Here is an 18,180-nt window from a genome sequence, read left to right on the forward strand (position 1 = left end):
TTTCCGCGGAGTGTCGCAGTCGCTCGGTCATCATATTGCTAACGATGTCATCCGCGACTGGGTGCTGGATAACCGCGAAGGCGATGAATTTGAAACCACGCCTTACGACGTGGCTATTATCGGCGACTACAACATCGGCGGTGACGCCTGGGCCTCACGTATTCTGCTCGAAGAAATGGGGCTGCGCGTGGTGGCGCAGTGGTCCGGCGACGGCACGCTGGTGGAGATGGAAAACACCCCGAAAGTCGCGCTCAATCTGGTGCACTGCTACCGCTCGATGAACTACATCTCCCGTCATATGGAAGAAAAACACGGCATTCCGTGGATGGAATACAACTTTTTTGGCCCGACCAAAATTGCGGAATCTCTGCGCGAAATCGCGGCGCGTTTTGACGATACCATCCGGAAAAACGCCGAAGCGGTGATTGAAAAATATCAGGCGCAAACGCAGGCGGTGATCGACAAATACCGTCCGCGTCTGGAAGGCAAAAAGGTGCTGTTGTATCTCGGCGGTTTACGTCCGCGCCACATCATCGGGGCGTATGAAGATCTGGGAATGGAAATCATCGGTACCGGCTATGAATTCGGTCATAACGATGACTACGACCGCACCTTACCGATGCTCAAAGAAGGCACGTTGCTGTTCGATGACCTGAGCAGTTATGAGCTGGAAGCGTTCGTTAAAGCGCTGAAACCGGATCTTGTCGGGTCAGGCATCAAAGAAAAATACATTTTCCAGAAAATGGGCGTGCCGTTCCGCCAGATGCACTCCTGGGATTATTCCGGCCCTTATCACGGCTACGACGGTTTCGGCATTTTTGCCCGTGACATGGACATGACGCTGAACAATCCGGGCTGGAGTCAGCTGACCGCCCCCTGGTTGCAATCGGCCTGACAGAGACGACAAACATTCCGTCAGTTCACAGATTTGTGGCGCGGAAGGAGAGAAACATGAGTCAAGATCTTGGCACCCCAAAATCCTGTTTCCCGCTGTTCGAGCAGGATGAATACCAGAGTATGTTTACCAACAAACGCGCGCTGGAAGAAGCACACGGCGAGGCGAAAGTGCGGGAAGTGTTTGAATGGACCACCACGCAGGAATATCAGGATCTGAACTTCTCGCGTGAAGCGCTGACCGTCGACCCGGCGAAAGCCTGCCAGCCGTTAGGCGCGGTGCTTTGCGCGCTGGGTTTTGCCAACACGTTGCCGTATGTCCACGGTTCACAAGGCTGTGTGGCGTATTTTCGTACCTATTTTAACCGTCATTTCAAAGAGCCGGTGGCCTGTGTTTCCGACTCAATGACCGAAGATGCCGCCGTTTTTGGCGGAAATAACAACATGAATGTCGGTCTGGAAAACGCCAGCGCGCTGTACAAGCCGGAAATTATTGCTGTCTCCACCACCTGTATGGCGGAAGTGATCGGTGATGACCTGCAGGCTTTTATCGCTAACGCCAAAAAAGACGGATTTGTGGATGCCGGTATGCCAATCCCGTATGCCCATACACCGAGTTTTCTGGGCAGTCATGTCACCGGCTGGGACAACATGTTTGAAGGCTTCGCCCGTACCTTTACCACCGACGCCACGCGGGAATATCAGCCGGGCAAACTCGCCAAACTGAACGTGGTGACCGGTTTTGAAACCTATCTCGGCAACTACCGGGTTATCCACCGCATGATGAGCCAGATGGGGGTCGAATGCAGCGTCTTGTCCGATCCGTCGGAAGTGCTCGACACCCCGGCTGACGGGCATTACCGCATGTATGCCGGCGGCACCACGCAAACCGAAATGCGAGATGCACCGGATGCCATCGACACCTTGCTGCTGCAACCGTGGCAATTGCAGAAAACCAAAAAAGTGGTGCAGGGCGACTGGAATCAGCCGGGTACCGAAGTCAGTGTGCCGATTGGCCTGGCGGCGACCGATGCCTTGCTGATGACGGTAAGCGAACTGACCGGCAAACCGATAGCTGACGCGCTGGCGACTGAACGTGGCCGTCTGGTGGACATGATGCTCGATTCCCACACTTGGCTGCACGGCAAGCGTTTCGGTTTGTACGGTGACCCGGATTTTGTGATGGGCATGACTGCATTCCTGCTGGAACTGGGCTGTGAACCGACCACCATTCTCAGCCATAACGGCAATAAGCGCTGGCAGAAAGCTATGAAGAAAATGCTGGCTGATTCGCCTTACGGACAGGACAGCGATGTGTATGTGAACTGCGACCTGTGGCATTTCCGCTCGCTGATGTTTACCCGTAAACCGGACTTTATGATCGGCAACTCTTACGGAAAATTCATTCAGCGTGACACGCTGGCCAAAGGCGAACAGTTCGAAGTGCCGCTGATCCGTATCGGATTCCCGATTTTTGACCGGCACCATTTGCACCGTCAGACCACCTGGGGATACGAGGGAGCGATGAGCATTCTGACGCAACTGGTGAATGCGGTGCTCGAACAGCGGGATCGCGAAACCATGAAGCTCGGCAAAACCGACTACAACTTCGACCTGATCCGCTAATACCCTCGCCCCGGCACTGAACTGTGCCGGGGCTTTTCTCTTTACCGCCAGGGCGCGTGTCGCCGGGAGGGGCTTATGCCGATGGTTATTTTCCGACTGCGTAATAACAGTCTTTATTGCTATATCGCGAAACAGGATATGGAAGCCAAAGTGGTGCAACTGGAGCATAACCATCCGCAACAGTGGGGCGGATGTGTTTGTCTGGAAGGAGGAAAAACCTATTACGTGGAACCTCAGCCGGGCATTCCGTCGTTTCCCGTCAGCCTGCGGGCAACACGATCAGAACTGTGAGAGGAGTGAATCCGATGTCAAAAGACGATCTGCTGTTCTGGCGTTTATTCGCCGTGGTGCAATTATTCCCGGAAATCCCGCCGCCGGAGGTGCTGTCCTGGCTGACACAGGGCAGTCGCGAAAGTGACGGCAATATCGGGCTGGCGCATTTACAGGCCATGAGTCTGGAAGAACTGGAGGTGACATTTCCGGGAGATGCCGGAAAGGTGACGATCAGCCGCTGGCAGTCGCTGATGAGCTGCCTGCAGGGGCAACTGCCACCGCATCTGACTCTGGCTGAAAATCGCTGCCAGCCACAGCAGTTAAGGGTGGCATTTTCGTCTTTGGACGGCATCACGGTGAACGGTCATTTTGGGCAGTCGCATCTGTTTTTCATTTATGCGTTCGACAGCGACGGGCCGTATCTGATGGCGCTGCGCCGTACGCCGGTATCGCCCGAAGGCGAAGAGTCCAATGAAACCCGTGCGCGGCTGATCAGCGATTGCCATTTGCTGTTCTGTGATGCCATTGGCGGACCGGCAGCGGCGCGGGTCATCCGCCATAATATTCATCCGATCAAAGTGCTGCCCGGCGTGAGCATTGCGTCACAGCTTGCTGCGCTGCAACGCATGCTGACCGAAAACATGCCGCCGTGGCTGGCGCGCCGGTTAGGCAAAAGTAATCCGCTGGAAAACCGTCTGTTCAGTTAACGTCCCTCTGCGGGGCGCGGTCTGCGCCCCGACATCCGTCGTCTCCTTTGTTTTCTTTGTGTCGTTTGTCATAAACACGACAATGAGATCCTGTTTAAAATCAGTAGGTAATCCGCTGGCCTGCTCCTTGCAACCTTCACCCTGATACTTATCTGTCATGACGAGGTTGCGATGAAGGCAAAAGAGATTCTGGCGCTGATTGATGAGCCAGCCTGTGAGCATAACCACAAGCAGAAGTCGGGTTGCAGCCTGCCGAAACCGGGCGCGACGGCAGGCGGTTGTGCGTTTGATGGCGCGCAGATTGCGCTGCTGCCGGTCGCGGACGTCGCGCATCTGGTACACGGCCCGATTGGCTGTACCGGCAGTTCATGGGACAACCGTGGCAGCCGCAGTTCCGGGCCTTCCATCAACCGGATGGGCTTCACCACCGACATGAGCGAGCAGGATGTGATTATGGGGCGCGGCGAGCTACGCTTATTTCACGCCGTGCAGCACATCGTCAGCCATTACCATCCGGTGGCGGTCTTTATTTACAACACCTGCGTACCGGCGATGGAAGGGGATGACGTTGAAGCCGTGTGTCGCGCCGCATCGTCCGCTGCCGGTGTGCCGGTTATTTCAGTCGATGCCGCCGGTTTCTACGGCAGCAAAAATCTCGGTAACCGCATTGCCGGGGACGTGATGGTCAAAAAGGTGATCGGCCAGCGCGAACCCGCGCCGTGGCCGGAAAACTCACCGATCCCCGCCGGACACCGCCACAGCATCAGCCTGATTGGCGAATTCAATATTGCCGGCGAATTCTGGCACGTTCTGCCGCTGCTCGATGAACTCGGGATCCGCGTGCTGTGCAGCCTTTCCGGGGATTCCCGTTTTGCTGAAATCCAGACTATGCACCGTGGCGAAGCCAACATGCTGGTGTGCTCGCGGGCGCTGATCAACGTCGCCCGCAAAATGGAAGAGCGTTACCAAATCCCATGGTTTGAAGGCAGTTTTTATGGCCTGCGTTCCATCGCTGATTCCCTGCGCACGATCGCCGTGCTGCTCAAAGACCCGGATTTACAAGCGCGCACAGAACGTCTGATTGAGCGCGAGGAGGCGGCGACACATCTTGCGCTCGCGCCTTACCGTGCGCGGCTCAGCGGGCGCAAGGCGCTGCTGTATACCGGTGGCGTGAAATCCTGGTCGGTGGTCTCGGCGTTACAGGATTTAGGCATCACGGTGGTCGCGACCGGCACCCGAAAATCAACCGAAGAAGACAAGCAGCGTATTCGCGAACTGATGGGCGAAGACGTGCTGATGCTCGACGAAGGCAATGCCAGAACCTTGCTCGACACCCTCTATCGTTTCGGCGGCGACATCATGATCGCCGGGGGCCGCAACATGTATACCGCGTACAAAGCCCGCCTGCCGTTCCTGGATATCAATCAGGAGCGCGAGCATGCGTTTGCCGGTTATCACGGGCTGGTGAATCTGGCCGAACAGTTGTGTATCACCCTGGAAAGCCCTGTCTGGGCGCAGGTCAACCGTCTGGCGCCGTGGCGCTAAACAGACACATTGTGAGCGATGTTTCGACTCATTGTTTTGGAGACTGTGTATGGCTCAAATTCTGCGTAATGCCAAGCCGCTTGCCACCACGCCTGTCAAAAGCGGGCAACCGCTCGGGGCGATCCTGGCCAGTCAGGGGCTGGAAAATTGCATCCCGTTGGTTCACGGCGCGCAAGGTTGCAGCGCGTTCGCCAAAGTTTTCTTCATCCAGCATTTTCACGATCCGATCCCGTTGCAGTCCACGGCGATGGAATCGACCACGACTATCATGGGCTCGGATGGCAACGTCAGTACTGCGCTGACCACGTTGTGTCAGCGCAGTAATCCAAAAGCCATTGTGATTTTGAGCACCGGACTGTCAGAAGCCCAGGGCAGTGATTTGTCGATGGTGCTGCGTGAGTTTCGCGACAAAGAACCGCGCTTTAATGCCATCGCCATTCTGACCGTTAACACGCCGGATTTTTACGGCTCGCTGGAAAACGGCTACAGCGCGCTGATGGAAAGCGTGATCACTCAGTGGGTGCCGGAAAAGCCGCCGACCGGCATGCGTAACAAGCGCGTGAACCTGCTGGTCAGCCATCTGCTGACGCCGGGGGATCTGGAATTACTGCGCAGCTATGTCGAAGCCTTTGGCCTGCAACCGGTGATCCTGCCGGATTTATCACAGTCGCTGGACGGACATCTGGCGAATGGCGATTTCAATCCGGTCACGCAGGGCGGCACGTCGCAACGCCAGATTGAACAAATGGGGCAGAGCCTGACCACCATCACCATTGGCAGTTCGCTCAACTGCGCCGCCAGCCTGATGGCGATGCGCAGCCGCGGCATGGCGCTGAACCTGCCGCACCTGATGACGCTGGAAAACATGGACAGTCTGATCCGCCATCTGCATCAGGTGTCAGGCCGCGAGGTACCGGCATGGATTGAGCGCCAGCGCGGGCAACTGCTGGACGCCATGATCGACTGTCATACCTGGTTGCAGTCACAGCGTATTGCGCTGGCGGCAGAAGCTGATTTGCTGGTGGCGTGGTGCGATTTCGCTCAGAGCCAGGGAATGCGCGTCGGGCCGGTGATTGCGCCGGTTAATCAGCAGTCACTGGCCGGGCTGCCGGTTGAACAGGTGGTGATCGGCGATCTGGAAGATTTACAAACCCGGCTCGACAGCTACCCGGTTTCATTGCTGGTGGCGAACTCCCACGCTGCACCACTGGCGGAAAAAAACGGTATCGCGCTGGTGCGTGCCGGTTTCCCGCTTTACGACCGTCTCGGAGAATTTCGCCGCGTGCGGCAGGGCTATGCGGGTATTCGCGACACTTTGTTCGAACTCGCTAACCTGATGCAGGCGCGTCATCACATGCTGGCGGCGTATCACTCACCGCTCAAGCAGGTGTTCAGCCTGAGCCCGGTACCGGAGGCCAGCCATGAGGCGCTCTAACCGTTATCTCGATACCGTCAGCGTCACGCAGTGGCCGATGCAGGTGGCATTCGCAAGTTCCGATTATCACCACGTCGACCAGCATTTCGGTGCCAGCACCCGGCTGGTGGTGTACGGCGTAAAACAGGATCAGGTGCAACTGCTGCGGGTGGCGGAATTCAGCGCCGAATCTGGCCATCAGCAGGAAAAAATCGCCTGCCGGATGGCGGCGCTGGAAGACTGCGTGACGCTCTATTGCCTGGCGATTGGCGATTCAGTTTTCCGCCAGTTGCTGGAAATTGGCGTACGGGCGATCAAAGTACCGCAAGACACCGACATCGCGCATTTGCTCAAACAGACGCAGCAACACTGGTCGGCTGCAGAGCGTCAGGTGACGCGCCGCAGCCGCGACCCTGGCCGTTTCGACAAACTGCTGGCGGGGGACGAATGGCAGGAGGAAGACCGCCCGTAACCTTGTGTCACCTGTATGACAAACCTGACAAATAGCGCGACATCTGTGTGGGATTTGATGCGGGCATCAGGGGCTATGTGGTTGAAATAACGCTGATAATGTGACTGGCATCACAATTGCTCAGTAGTCATAAACCCGTACAGGAGGTGACCCGATGATGGTAATTGAACCTGCGGTTTTTGACCGCTTGCTGGCGTTACAGCGGCAACTGTCGCCGCAGGGGGGTGGCCTGCGGATGACATTAGGCGGCGACCCGTGCGGCGGCTGGAAAGTGGGGCTGCACTGGAGCGCGGCCTTGTGGCCGCGTGACCACGTAGAAATGATTAACGGGTTACGCCTGCTGGCGGATCCGCTGCACTGGACGCTATTACAAAATGCCACGCTGTCTGCCGGTGAACAGAACAGCCGCGCCGGAATACGGGTGGTTTTGCCAGCGGCATCCGCTTGTCACTGCGAAAGCGGCAGTTGTACGACATCACCCGAACCGGACTAACCAAAGGGGTTAAAGACATGTGGAATTATTCTGAGAAAGTGAAAGAACATTTTTTTAATCCGCGTAACGCCAAAGTCGTGGATGAAGCGAATGCCATCGGTGACGTCGGTTCACTGAGTTGCGGCGACGCGCTGCGCCTGATGCTGAAGGTGGATCCTGAGACGGAAATTATTCTTGATGCCGGATTCCAGACCTTCGGCTGTGGCAGCGCCATTGCGTCCTCGTCGGCGCTGACCGAACTGATTATCGGCCGCAGCCTGACGCAGGCGCAGCAGGTGAGCAACCAGCAAATTGCCGACTATCTCGATGGCCTGCCGCCGGAAAAAATGCACTGTTCGGTGATGGGGCAGGAAGCGTTGCGGGCTGCCATCAGGTATTACCGTGGCGAAGCGCCGGATGAAGATCATGAAGAAGGCGCGCTTATCTGCAAATGTTTTGCGGTCGATGAAGCGCAGATCCGCCGCGCGGTGCTCGCCAACGGCCTGACCACGCTCGAAGATGTGATCAACTACACCAAAGCCGGGGGCGGCTGCACCTCCTGCCACGAAAAAATCGAGCTGTGTCTGGAAGAAATCCTAAAAGGGCATCCGGTGAAAAACCCGGTGGCGGCAAAAGTCAGGGATGAAAACTGGCTGGCGGTGGAAGAAGTCGTGGCGTCTTTGCGCCCGCACATCAGGGCTGACGGCGGCGACATGTCGGTGGTGCGCGTCGACGGGCAGGACGTGACGGTGGCGCTTTCCGGCAGTTGCAGCGGCTGCATGATGACGGACATGACGCTGGCCTGGCTGCAACAGAAACTGGTTGAGCGTATGGGCCGTTATATGCGCGTGGTCGCCGCCGCCTGACTGGGGAAAAGAACAAACACATCCGCCCGGTAATGAGGAACAGACAATGAAAAATGTGTATCTGGATAACAACGCCACCACCCGCATTGATCCGATGGTGCTGGAAGCGATGATGCCGTATCTGCGCGATTATTACGGTAATCCGTCCTCGATTCATGATTTCGGTGGACCGTGCCGGGTGGGGCTGGAGTGCGCCCGCGAGCAGGTGGCGAGCCTGCTGGGCGCGGCGTATACCAGCGAAATTATTTTCACCTCCTGCGCCACCGAAGCCACGTCGACGGCCATTTACTCGGCCATTGCGCTGGCACCGGAACGCCGTGAAATTATCACCACCGCCGTGGAACATCCGGCCACGCTGGCAGTGTGCGAACACCTTGAGCGTCAGGGTTACATGATCCACCGTATCGGCGTCTCCGAAGAAGGCGCGCTGGATACCGCCCATTATTACGATGCGCTGAGTGAAAACGTCGCGCTGGTCACCATGATGTGGGCGAACAACGAAACCGGCGTGCTATTCCCTGTCAGCGAGATGGCCACTGCCGCCCATGAACGCGGCATTCTGTTCCACTGTGACGCCGTGCAGGCGGTGGGCAAAATTCCGATTTCGCTGCGTGCCACCGATATCGACATGCTGTCCTGCTCGGCGCATAAAATTCACGGGCCGAAAGGTTGCGGCTGCCTGTATCTGCGGCGCAATACCCGCTTCCGCCCGCTGGTGCGCGGCGGCCATCAGGAGCGCGGACGCCGTGCCGGAACTGAGAATATCGCCGGGATTGTCGGCATGGGTGCGGCCTGTGAACTGGCGGACGTGCATATGCCCATGATGGCGTCGGTGCAGGAAATGCGGGACCGGCTGGAAACCGGCCTGCTGACCACCATTCCGCACACCTTGCTGATGGGCGCTAACCAGCCGCGCACGCCGAATACTGTCAACATTGCGTTTGAATATATCGAAGGTGAGGCCATTTTGCTGTTGCTTAATCATTGCGGTATAGCGGCATCCAGCGGCAGTGCCTGCACATCGGGTTCGCTCGAGCCTTCGCACGTGATGCGCGCCATGAATATTCCTTATACCGCTGCGCACGGCAGTATCCGTTTTTCCCTGTCACGGTTTACCCGTGAGCGGGAAATCGAATGGGCGATTGAACAGATGCCGGACATCGTGGCACGCCTGCGCACGCTGTCACCTTACTGGCAGCAGGATAAAGTGCAAATTGCACCCGGCGGCCTGTTTGCGCCGACCTACGGCTGAGACAGGAGACGGGTGATGGCGGCTTCAGAAGCGGAACGGACTGGCGGCGGTAACAGGTCCGTGGCGGTCACAATCAACGACACCACTTTGCGTGATGGCGAACAAAGCCCCGGCGTGGCATTTCGCGCCAGTGAAAAACTGGAAATAGCTCAGGCGCTGGTGAATGCCGGTGTCCGTGAACTGGAAGCGGGAACACCGGCGCTCGGCGAAGAAGAGTGTGTGCGGCTGGCGATTTTGCGCAGACAACTGCCGGACACGGTGATGATGTCGTGGTGTCGGATGAATTCATCAGAAATTCACGATTCTGCGCGGGTGGGCATGGACTGGGTAGATATCTCGGTACCGGCGTCAGATTTGCTGCGCGAGCAGAAATTACATCGGCCGTGGCCTGCGGTGATTGCCTCGCTTAAACCGCTGGTGCAGCTTGCGCACCGTCTCGGTATGCGGGTGTGTATGGGCTGTGAGGATGCCTCGCGCTCCGCCGATGAAACCCTGCACATGCTGGCGGAAGTGGCGGCGGATCTGGGCATAGAACGGATGCGGTTTGCCGATACGCTGGGCATTCTCGATCCCTTCAGTACCTTTACCCGTATTTCGGCATTACGCCAGCACTGGCACGGCGGGTTGGAAATACATGCGCATAACGATCTGGGTATGGCAACTGCCAACACGCTGGCGGCGGTCAGGGCGGGTGCGACGCATGTGAACACCACGGTGCTCGGACTCGGCGAACGGGCGGGGAATGCGGCGCTGGAAAGTGTGACATTGTCACTTGATCGTTGCCTGCATCTCGACTGTGGTATTGATTTCACCGAACTGCCGGCGTTGTGCCGCCTTGTGGCGGCGGCGGCGGGGAGAACCATTGACCTGCAGCATCCGCTGGTTGGCGGGCAGGTTTTCACCCACGAATCCGGTCTGCATGTGGCGGCACTGCTGCGCGACCCGCGCAGTTATCAGGGCATCGATCCCTCGCTGGTCGGACGGGAATTTAATCTGGTGCTTGGCAAACACTCCGGCAGGCAGGCGGTGAGCGGCATCTGCACGCGTCTGGGGTATATCCTCAGCGAGACACAAACCCTGTCGATGTTGCAGGAGGTGAAACGCTTTGCCGAACATTTCAAACGTAATCCGGGTGAGGATGAAGTGATCGCCATGTGCCAGATGCGGATGGATGATCAGATCCCGTTCGAAGGACAACTTCAGGCTCAGGGAGGCTGACATGGACTGGTTTACCCGTATTGAAGGTGTTGATGAGCTGGAATCGGCGCAGTCGTTTTTCGATTTTTTCGAACTGGAGGTGGACCCGGTCCTGTTACGCAGCCGCCATCTGCACATCATGGCGCAGTTTAACCAGCAGCTGACGACAGCCGTGCCGGTGCACTTTGTCGATGAGGAAGAATCAGACCGCGCTGACTGGCGGCTGGCCCGGCGTCTGCTGGCCGAAAGCTACCAGCACACCGTGGCCGGGCCGCTGAATACGCAGTCCGGGCTGGCGGTGTATCAGCGCAATAACGGCAGCTTTATCGACTGGAACGATTTGCTGGAGGTAAGGCCATGAAACCGGTATTTGAGGTCGACCAGCAGGTGAGAGTGACACGCATCGTACGCGATGACGGTACGTTCGCGGGTAAAACGCGCGGCGACTTACTGATCCGCCGCGGCAGTCTGGGATACGTACGTGAATGGGGGGCATTTTTGCAGGACACCATCGTGTATCAGGTGCATTTTCTCGACGACGACCTGATTATTGGCTGCCGCGAACAGGAGCTGATCGCCGGTGATGCCCCCTGGCTGGCGGGCGCTTTTCAATACGGTGACCGGGTCAGTTCGCGTCGCAGTCTGGTTATCCGTGATGAAGTGGTGGTGCCGCAGGGCGGCATGGGCCGCGTGATGGGCGGTGAACCGCTGGACAGCATTTTTCATTATCAGGTTTTGTTTGCGCAGCGGATATTTCAGGTGCCCGAACATGCGCTGAAGCTCGAGGAGGAACTGGCATGAGTATGCCTGTGTGGCACCGTTACAGCCGCTGGAAGCTGGCAAAACAGATGAAACTGAGTGAAGAACTCAACCCGACGCCGGCACAGTATCAGCAGTTTATCGAAGCCTGGCAGCGTCAGCAGGTGATAGAAGAAGCTGTGGCGCAGGCGGCCCTGAAACACGCGTTGAATATTGAACCGCAGTCGGTGGAAGTCACGCGGCAGGCGCTGGCCGCCGAGCTGCCAGAGCTGGAACTGACGGCGACCGAGACCGAAGAACTGCTATTACATCAGACGCTGTTGCGCGAACAGTTAAACTGGGTGCAGCAACAGGCACCGCTGCCGGATGATGCGCAGGTTGAGGCGTGGTATCGCGGACATGCGCAGCATTTTGTTCGCCCCGAACAGCGTTACACCCGCCATCTGCTGCTGACCGTGGAGGGCAATTCTTCGGCGGTTCGTGAACAGATTGATGCCATTGCGCGCCGTTTGCGTGACGGGCATGCGCTGTTTGCCCGCCAGGCACTGCGCTATTCCCACTGCCCGAGTGCGATGGGCGGCGGCGTACTGGGCTGGGTCGGGCGCGGCATTCTTTATCCGCAACTGGAAGACACATTATTTCGTCTCGAGGCCGGGCAATTGAGCGGCGCCGTTGAAACCGAACTGGGCTGGCATCTGTTGTTGTGCGAACAAATTCGCCTGCCGCAACCCTTGCCGAAAGTCGAAGCCTTAACGCGGGTGCGTCAGCAACTGATTGCCCGGCAACAGAAACATTATCAGCGCCAGTGGCTGCAACAACTGATCAACGCCTGAGCCTGTTCACCTTCTTGTTGGTGCAGACGGGTTAGCGCCCGTTTTGCACGAAAAATGCACAAAACTGCCTGCATTGCCTTATAACAGCGCAGGGAAATCCCGCCTCCGGCCTTGTGCCGCAACGCGCTTTGCCTGGTTTGTGGTAAAAACTGGCCCGCTTTGCATCCTGATGCTTAAAACACCCCTTTCAGATCAACCTTTGGGCAGATAAGCCCGCGAAAGGCCTGCAAATTGCACGGTTATTCCGGGTGAGTATATGTGTGATTTGGGTTCCGGCATTGCGCAATAAAGGGGAGAAAGACATGAGCATCACGGCGTTATCAGCATCATTTCCTGAGGGGAATATCGCCAGCCGCTTGTCGCTGCAACATCCTTCACTGTTTTATACCGTAGTTGAACAATCTTCGGTGGCGATTTCGCTGACCGATCCGCAGGCGCGCATTTGTTATGCCAATCCTGCATTCTGCCGCCAGACGGGTTTTTCACTTGAGACACTTTTGGGCGAGAACCACCGTCTGCTGGCCAGCCAGCAGACGCCGAAACATATCTATGACGAAATGTGGCGCACTTTGTTGCAGGGTAAACCCTGGAGCGGGCAGCTGATCAACCGGCGCAATAACCGTTCGCTTTATCTGGCGGATGTCACTATCACGCCTGTTTTAGGCGCGGACGGGCAGGTGGAGCATTACCTCGGCATGCACAAAGATATCAGCGAGAAATACGCACTGGAGCAGCGATTGCGCAACCACATCACCTTGTTCACGGAAGTGCTGAACAACATTCCTGCCGCTGTGGTGGTGGTGGATGAGCAAGACAATGTGGTGATGGACAATCTGGCCTACAAAACCCTGTGCGCTGACTGCGGCGGAAAAGAGTTGCTGGCTGAAATGGGCTATCCGCAACTCAAAGATGTGCTGAGCAGCGGCGAACCGGTGCCGGTTTCCATGCGCCGTAACGTACGCTGGTTTTCTTTCGGCCAGTGGTCATTGCAGGGCGTCAATGAAGAGGCCAGCCGCTTTTTTACCGGCATTACAGCACCGGGAAAACTGATTGTTCTCACCGACTGCACCGATCAGCATCACCGCCAGCAGCAGGGGTATCTTGACCGGCTCAAGCAAAAACTTACCAACGGCAAATTGCTGGCAGCCATCCGCGAATCGCTCGATGCCGCGCTTATCCAGCTTAACGGGCCAATCAATATGCTGGCGGCTGCGCGTCGTCTTAACGGCGAAGAAGGCAACAACATGGCGCTGGAATTCGCCTGGCGCGAAGGTGAGCAGGCGGTGAGTCGCTTACAGGCCTGCCGTCCGTCGCTGGATTTTGAGCCGCAGGCAGAATGGCCGGTCAGTGAATTCTTCGATGATCTGAGCGCGCTGTACGACAGCCATTTTCTCAGTGACGGTGAGTTGCGTTACGTGGTCATGCCATCTGATCTGCACGCTGTCGGGCAACGAACGCAAATCCTTACCGCGCTGAGCTTATGGATTGATCACACGCTGTCACAGGCGCAGGCCATGACGTCTCTGAAGCTCTCGGTGAACATTGTTGCGAAGCAGGATGCGAGCTGGTTGTGCTTTGACATTACCGATAATGTGCCGCGTGAACGGGTGCGTTATGCCCGCCCGGAAGCGGCGTTTTCCCGTCCGGGGAATGGTATGGAGCTGCGCCTTATCCAGACGCTGATCGCCCATCATCGCGGTTCTTTAGATCTCTCGGTCCGCCCTGATGGCGGCACCTTGCTGACGTTACGCCTGCCGGTACAGCAGGTTCTCACCGGAGGCTTAAAATGACCCAGTTACCTACCGCGGGCCCGGTTGTCCGGCGCTTTGATATGTCTGCCCAGTTTACGGCGCTTTATCGCATCAGCGTGGCGCTGAGTCAGGAAAGCAACACCGAGCGCGCGCTGGCGGCGATCCTCGAAGTGCTGCACGATCATGCATTTATGCAATACGGCATGGTGTGTCTGTTTGATAAAGAACGCAATGCACTCTTTGTGGAATCCCTGCACGGCATCGACGGCGAAAGGAAAAAAGAGACCCGCCATGTCCGTTACCGCATGGGGGAAGGCGTGATCGGCGCGGTGATGAGCCAGCGTCAGGCGCTGGTGTTACCGCGCATTTCAGACGATCAGCGTTTTCTCGACCGCCTGAATATTTACGATTACAGCCTGCCGCTGATTGGCGTGCCGATTCCCGGTGCGGATAATCAGCCTGCGGGTGTGCTGGTGGCACAACCGATGGCGTTGCACGAAGACCGGCTGACTGCCAGTACGCGGTTTTTAGAAATGGTTGCCAATCTTATCAGCCAGCCACTGCGTTCCGCCACGCCCCCGGAATCATTGCCTGCTCAAACGCCGGTCCGGTGCAGTGTTCCGCGCCAGTTTGGTTTCGAGCAGATGGTCGGGAAAAGTCAGGCGATGCGCCAGACGATGGACATTTTACGGCAGGTTTCCAAATGGGATACCACGGTTCTGGTACGTGGTGAAAGCGGCACCGGCAAGGAACTTATCGCCAATGCCATTCATTACAATTCACCCCGTGCGGCCGCGCCATTTGTGAAATTCAACTGCGCCGCGCTGCCGGATAACCTGCTGGAAAGCGAACTGTTCGGCCATGAAAAAGGGGCCTTTACCGGCGCTATCCGTACCCGTAAAGGCCGCTTTGAACTGGCGGACGGGGGCACGTTATTCCTCGATGAAATCGGCGAATCGAGTGCGTCGTTTCAGGCCAAACTGCTGCGTATTTTGCAGGAAGGTGAAATGGAACGGGTCGGCGGCGATACCACGCTGAAAGTCGATGTGCGCATTATTGCTGCCACCAACCGTAATCTTGAGGAGGAAGTGCGTGCCGGGAATTTTCGCGAAGATCTGTATTATCGCCTGAACGTGATGCCGGTTTCGCTGCCTGCACTGCGTGAAAGGCTGGATGATATCGCCGATCTGGCGCCGTTTCTGGTCAAAAAGATTGCGCTGCGTCAGGGGCGGGAACTGCGCATCAGCGACGGCGCGGTGCGTCTGCTGATGACCTACAGCTGGCCAGGCAACGTGCGTGAACTGGAAAACTGTCTCGAACGGGCGTCGGTAATGACCGATGAAGGGCTGATCGACCGAGACGTGATCCTGTTCAATCACCACGAATCCCCGGCGCTGTCCGTCAAATCCGGCCTGCCGCTGGCGACAGGTGAAAGCTGGCTGGATCAGGAACTCGACGAACGCCAGCGGGTGATTGCCGCACTGGAGAAAACCGGCTGGGTGCAGGCCAAAGCGGCCCGACTGCTGGGCATGACACCGCGCCAGATTGCCTACCGTATCCAGATTATGGACATCAACATGCACCGTATCTGAGCTGACATCCTCACACGGTGGCGTGCCGGCCTTGTTGCTTTTGAAACAATGTCGGCACAACGCCCTGAACCTGACAAAAAAAACGCGCATGCATTAGTTTTAATATTCTAATAAATAACAATTTTTATCATTTTTTCCCGGCGGTATAACCTTTGCAAATATTCAGAACCTTCTGCTGATTAAGGTTTACCGCTATGACATCCTGTCCTTCCTCTGCGGGTTGCTCCGGCCAAAGCCCGTCCCGTGTAAATGAACAACTGGCCCGTAAAGCGGCGCAACATCCGTGTTATTCCGTCAGCGGGCATCACCGCTTTGCCCGTATGCACCTGGCCGTCGCCCCTGCCTGTAATCTGCAATGCCATTACTGCAACCGCAAATATGATTGCAGTAACGAATCACGTCCGGGTGTCGTGTCGGAATTGTTGCTTCCCGAGCAGGCTGTCGCCAAAGCCCGTCAGGTGGCGGAGGCGATCCCGCAACTTTCCGTGGTCGGTATTGCCGGGCCTGGCGATCCGCTGGCCAATATTGGTCGCACGTTCCAGACCCTCGAACTGCTGCGCCAGCAATTGCCGGATCTCAAACTGTGTCTTTCCACCAATGGCCTGATGTTGCCGGATGTGGTGGACCGGCTGGTGGATATCGGTGTGGATCACGTGACAGTGACGATGAATGCGCTCGATCCGGCAGTCGCCGAAAAAATCTATGCCTGGCTGTGGTATGAAGGCGAGCGTTATACCGGGCGGATGGCGGCAGACTTACTGATCGAACGGCAGGCTGAAGGCATCAGAAAGCTGATTGAAAAAGGTGTACTGGTTAAAATCAATTCGGTGCTGATCCCGGGGATTAACGACCAGCATATGCAGGCGGTCAGTCAGCAGGCGGGCGAATGGGGCGCGTTTTTGCATAACATCATGCCGCTGATTTCACGTCCGGAACATGGCACCGTTTTCGGGCTGAACAGGCAGGAGGAACCGGATGCCGATATGGTGGCCTCGGTGCGAAAATCCTGCGGTATTTCGATGCCGCAGATGACGCACTGCCATCAGTGCCGCGCAGACGCCATCGGCATGCTGGGTGAGGACTGCAATGCGGCTTTCCCGCTGGCATCCTTGCCGGTTAACCCACCGCCTTACTTACCGGTGCTGCATCAGCGCGCACAGCTTCACGCAAGTATTGTATCGCAGGGCGAATCCGAAGAAGCGGACGCCTGTCTGGTGGCGGTCGCAACGTCACAGGGGCAGGCTGTTGATCAGCATTTCGGTCACGCCGATCGTTTTACGCTGTACAGCCTGTCGGCGGCAGGTGTGATGCAGGTCGGGCAGCGTTTTACGCCACGCTATTGCGGCTCGCCGGATGACTGCGAGCCGGAAGATGCGGCGCAGAACATGGATGCATTGCTGGAACTGCTGGCAGATGTCAAAGCGGTATTCTGTGCCCGCATTGGCCTGACGCCGTGGAAACGTCTGGAAGCGGCGGGCATTAAGCCGCAGGTGGACGGCGCCTGGCAGCCGGTAGAAACCGTGCTGGCGCAATGGTGGCAGCAACGAAAGCTGGCCGGGGGTGAAATCAGCATTCGCGGGGTGGCGTAATGAACGGCGCGCAGGGGTGGTTAAGCCGGTTGCTGTCACTGCACCTGACCGGACGCTCACGTTTTCCGCCACAGATGGGGCTGGGAGACGTCGCCTGGCAGGCTTTACTGCAACATACCGGACGCGCTGCGCCTGTGCTTTCAACGTTACAACTCGAGCAGCAAAAACTGCTCGGGTTGTTACAGCAGGCACGCACCTGTGAGCGGGAACAACTGGCGCAGTGGCTCGCACAGTCACTGGTGCCGGAGGCCGCGCCGATGCATGAACTGATCGCCACAGCATCGATGGGGTTTGACCATCTGTGGCAGGATCTGGGGCTGGATTCCCGCGCTGAACTGCGCGAMCTGATGACCGATTGCTTTCCCGAACTGGTCAGGATGAATCACCAGAACATGCGCTGGAAAAAGTTCTTCTACCGCCAGCAATGCATGCAGTCGCTGGGAGAAATCGTCTGCCGTTCACCAAGCTGTAATGAATGTTGCGAATGGAACACCTGTTTTGCGCCGGAAGATTAGGCGCAGCGCCTCAGGTTCTGCGTATTTCACCCGCAATGACCAGAGATAATATGCGAAAACCGGATACCCGCCGACAGAACAAAACCAGCCAGACGGCTAATGCCGATCGTTTAAGGATCAGTTGACCGATCCGGTGGCTCGTGTAAAAAGGGTTCATGCTCATCATGGACCCTTTTTAAATGGAACTTTCACACGCTCTCGGTATTATCAATCTCACTGCCCCCGATGAAGTTCAAAGCCTCGCTGACCTCCTGTCTCCTGACCTCATTCAGCAAGCTTTTTCTCTCACTGACACCGTCACCCTACGCAAGCGTAAACTCCCCCTCGAGTCCATGGTCTGGCTGGTTATCGGTATGGCCATATTCAACAATAAGCCTATGAGTCATATCGTTAATCTGATGGATATTGTTGACCGAACCGGAC

Annotated in this window: 19 protein-coding genes; all 19 read left to right on the top strand. The window is 57.1% G+C overall.

Features of this window, described 5'->3' with window-relative positions; all coding sequences use genetic code 11:
- On the top strand, window positions 1-895 hold an 895-nt coding region (locus AC1DUO_RS21225; protein ID WP_477988612.1), incomplete at its 5' end, for a nitrogenase component 1.
- Between the two features lie 56 nt (window positions 896-951).
- Window positions 952-2,520, top strand: a complete 1,569-nt coding sequence (gene nifK / locus AC1DUO_RS21230; protein WP_121019024.1) for a nitrogenase molybdenum-iron protein subunit beta — start codon at window positions 952-954, stop codon at window positions 2,518-2,520.
- Between the two features lie 75 nt (window positions 2,521-2,595).
- Complete coding sequence (gene nifT / locus AC1DUO_RS21235) at window positions 2,596-2,811, top strand: putative nitrogen fixation protein NifT (RefSeq protein ID WP_421589639.1); 216 nt, start codon at window positions 2,596-2,598, stop codon at window positions 2,809-2,811.
- A 14-nt stretch (window positions 2,812-2,825) separates the two neighbouring features.
- Window positions 2,826-3,500, top strand: a complete 675-nt coding sequence (locus AC1DUO_RS21240) for a NifB/NifX family molybdenum-iron cluster-binding protein (protein WP_421589640.1) — start codon at window positions 2,826-2,828, stop codon at window positions 3,498-3,500.
- Window positions 3,501-3,671: 171 nt separating this feature from the next.
- Entirely contained in the window at window positions 3,672-5,045 is a 1,374-nt protein-coding gene (gene nifE / locus AC1DUO_RS21245; RefSeq protein WP_421589641.1) for a nitrogenase iron-molybdenum cofactor biosynthesis protein NifE, read from the top strand.
- Window positions 5,046-5,094: 49 nt separating this feature from the next.
- Window positions 5,095-6,480, top strand: coding sequence for a nitrogenase iron-molybdenum cofactor biosynthesis protein NifN (nifN, locus tag AC1DUO_RS21250; protein ID WP_449632718.1), 1,386 nt, complete (start codon window positions 5,095-5,097; stop codon window positions 6,478-6,480).
- Entirely contained in the window at window positions 6,467-6,931 is a 465-nt protein-coding gene (locus AC1DUO_RS21255; RefSeq protein WP_037035490.1) for a NifB/NifX family molybdenum-iron cluster-binding protein, read from the top strand. Before nifN ends, AC1DUO_RS21255 begins: the two co-directional genes overlap by 14 nt.
- Window positions 6,932-7,085: 154 nt before the next feature.
- The gene (locus tag AC1DUO_RS21260) at window positions 7,086-7,424 is read left to right on the top strand and encodes a hypothetical protein (protein ID WP_421589644.1); all 339 of its coding nucleotides are present in this window, start codon (window positions 7,086-7,088) and stop codon (window positions 7,422-7,424) included.
- A gap of 17 nt (window positions 7,425-7,441) precedes the next feature.
- Window positions 7,442-8,269 (top strand): Fe-S cluster assembly protein NifU, encoded by an 828-nt coding sequence (nifU, locus tag AC1DUO_RS21265; protein WP_421589645.1) that lies wholly within the window; start codon window positions 7,442-7,444, stop codon window positions 8,267-8,269.
- 46 nt (window positions 8,270-8,315) lie between these two features.
- The gene (gene nifS / locus AC1DUO_RS21270) at window positions 8,316-9,521 is read left to right on the top strand and encodes a cysteine desulfurase NifS (protein WP_037035493.1); all 1,206 of its coding nucleotides are present in this window, start codon (window positions 8,316-8,318) and stop codon (window positions 9,519-9,521) included.
- A gap of 15 nt (window positions 9,522-9,536) precedes the next feature.
- Window positions 9,537-10,739, top strand: coding sequence for a homocitrate synthase (nifV, locus tag AC1DUO_RS21275; protein ID WP_421589646.1), 1,203 nt, complete (start codon window positions 9,537-9,539; stop codon window positions 10,737-10,739).
- A gap of 1 nt (window position 10,740) precedes the next feature.
- Window positions 10,741-11,079 (top strand): nitrogenase-stabilizing/protective protein NifW, encoded by a 339-nt coding sequence (gene nifW / locus AC1DUO_RS21280; RefSeq protein WP_477988622.1) that lies wholly within the window; start codon window positions 10,741-10,743, stop codon window positions 11,077-11,079.
- Entirely contained in the window at window positions 11,076-11,519 is a 444-nt protein-coding gene (locus AC1DUO_RS21285) for a nitrogen fixation protein NifZ (RefSeq protein WP_421589647.1), read from the top strand. The genes nifW and AC1DUO_RS21285 overlap by 4 nt, the downstream gene beginning before the upstream one ends.
- Window positions 11,516-12,310, top strand: coding sequence for a nitrogen fixation protein NifM (gene nifM, locus AC1DUO_RS21290; protein ID WP_421589648.1), 795 nt, complete (start codon window positions 11,516-11,518; stop codon window positions 12,308-12,310). The genes AC1DUO_RS21285 and nifM overlap by 4 nt, the downstream gene beginning before the upstream one ends.
- A 302-nt stretch (window positions 12,311-12,612) precedes the next feature.
- Window positions 12,613-14,100, top strand: a complete 1,488-nt coding sequence (nifL, locus tag AC1DUO_RS21295) for a nitrogen fixation negative regulator NifL (RefSeq protein ID WP_421589649.1) — start codon at window positions 12,613-12,615, stop codon at window positions 14,098-14,100.
- Entirely contained in the window at window positions 14,097-15,653 is a 1,557-nt protein-coding gene (nifA, locus tag AC1DUO_RS21300) for a nif-specific transcriptional activator NifA (RefSeq protein WP_421589650.1), read from the top strand. The genes nifL and nifA overlap by 4 nt, the downstream gene beginning before the upstream one ends.
- 194 nt (window positions 15,654-15,847) lie before the next feature.
- Complete coding sequence (gene nifB, locus AC1DUO_RS21305) at window positions 15,848-17,242, top strand: nitrogenase cofactor biosynthesis protein NifB (protein WP_477988625.1); 1,395 nt, start codon at window positions 15,848-15,850, stop codon at window positions 17,240-17,242.
- Complete coding sequence (locus tag AC1DUO_RS21310) at window positions 17,242-17,757, top strand: nitrogen fixation protein NifQ (protein WP_477988627.1); 516 nt, start codon at window positions 17,242-17,244, stop codon at window positions 17,755-17,757. Before nifB ends, AC1DUO_RS21310 begins: the two co-directional genes overlap by 1 nt.
- Before the next feature lie 179 nt (window positions 17,758-17,936).
- Window positions 17,937-18,180: transposase domain-containing protein (locus AC1DUO_RS21315; protein WP_477988629.1), on the top strand; the 244-nt coding region annotated here is incomplete at its 3' end.

The sequence above is a fragment of the Rahnella sp. P4_A8 genome (assembly GCF_056402435.1).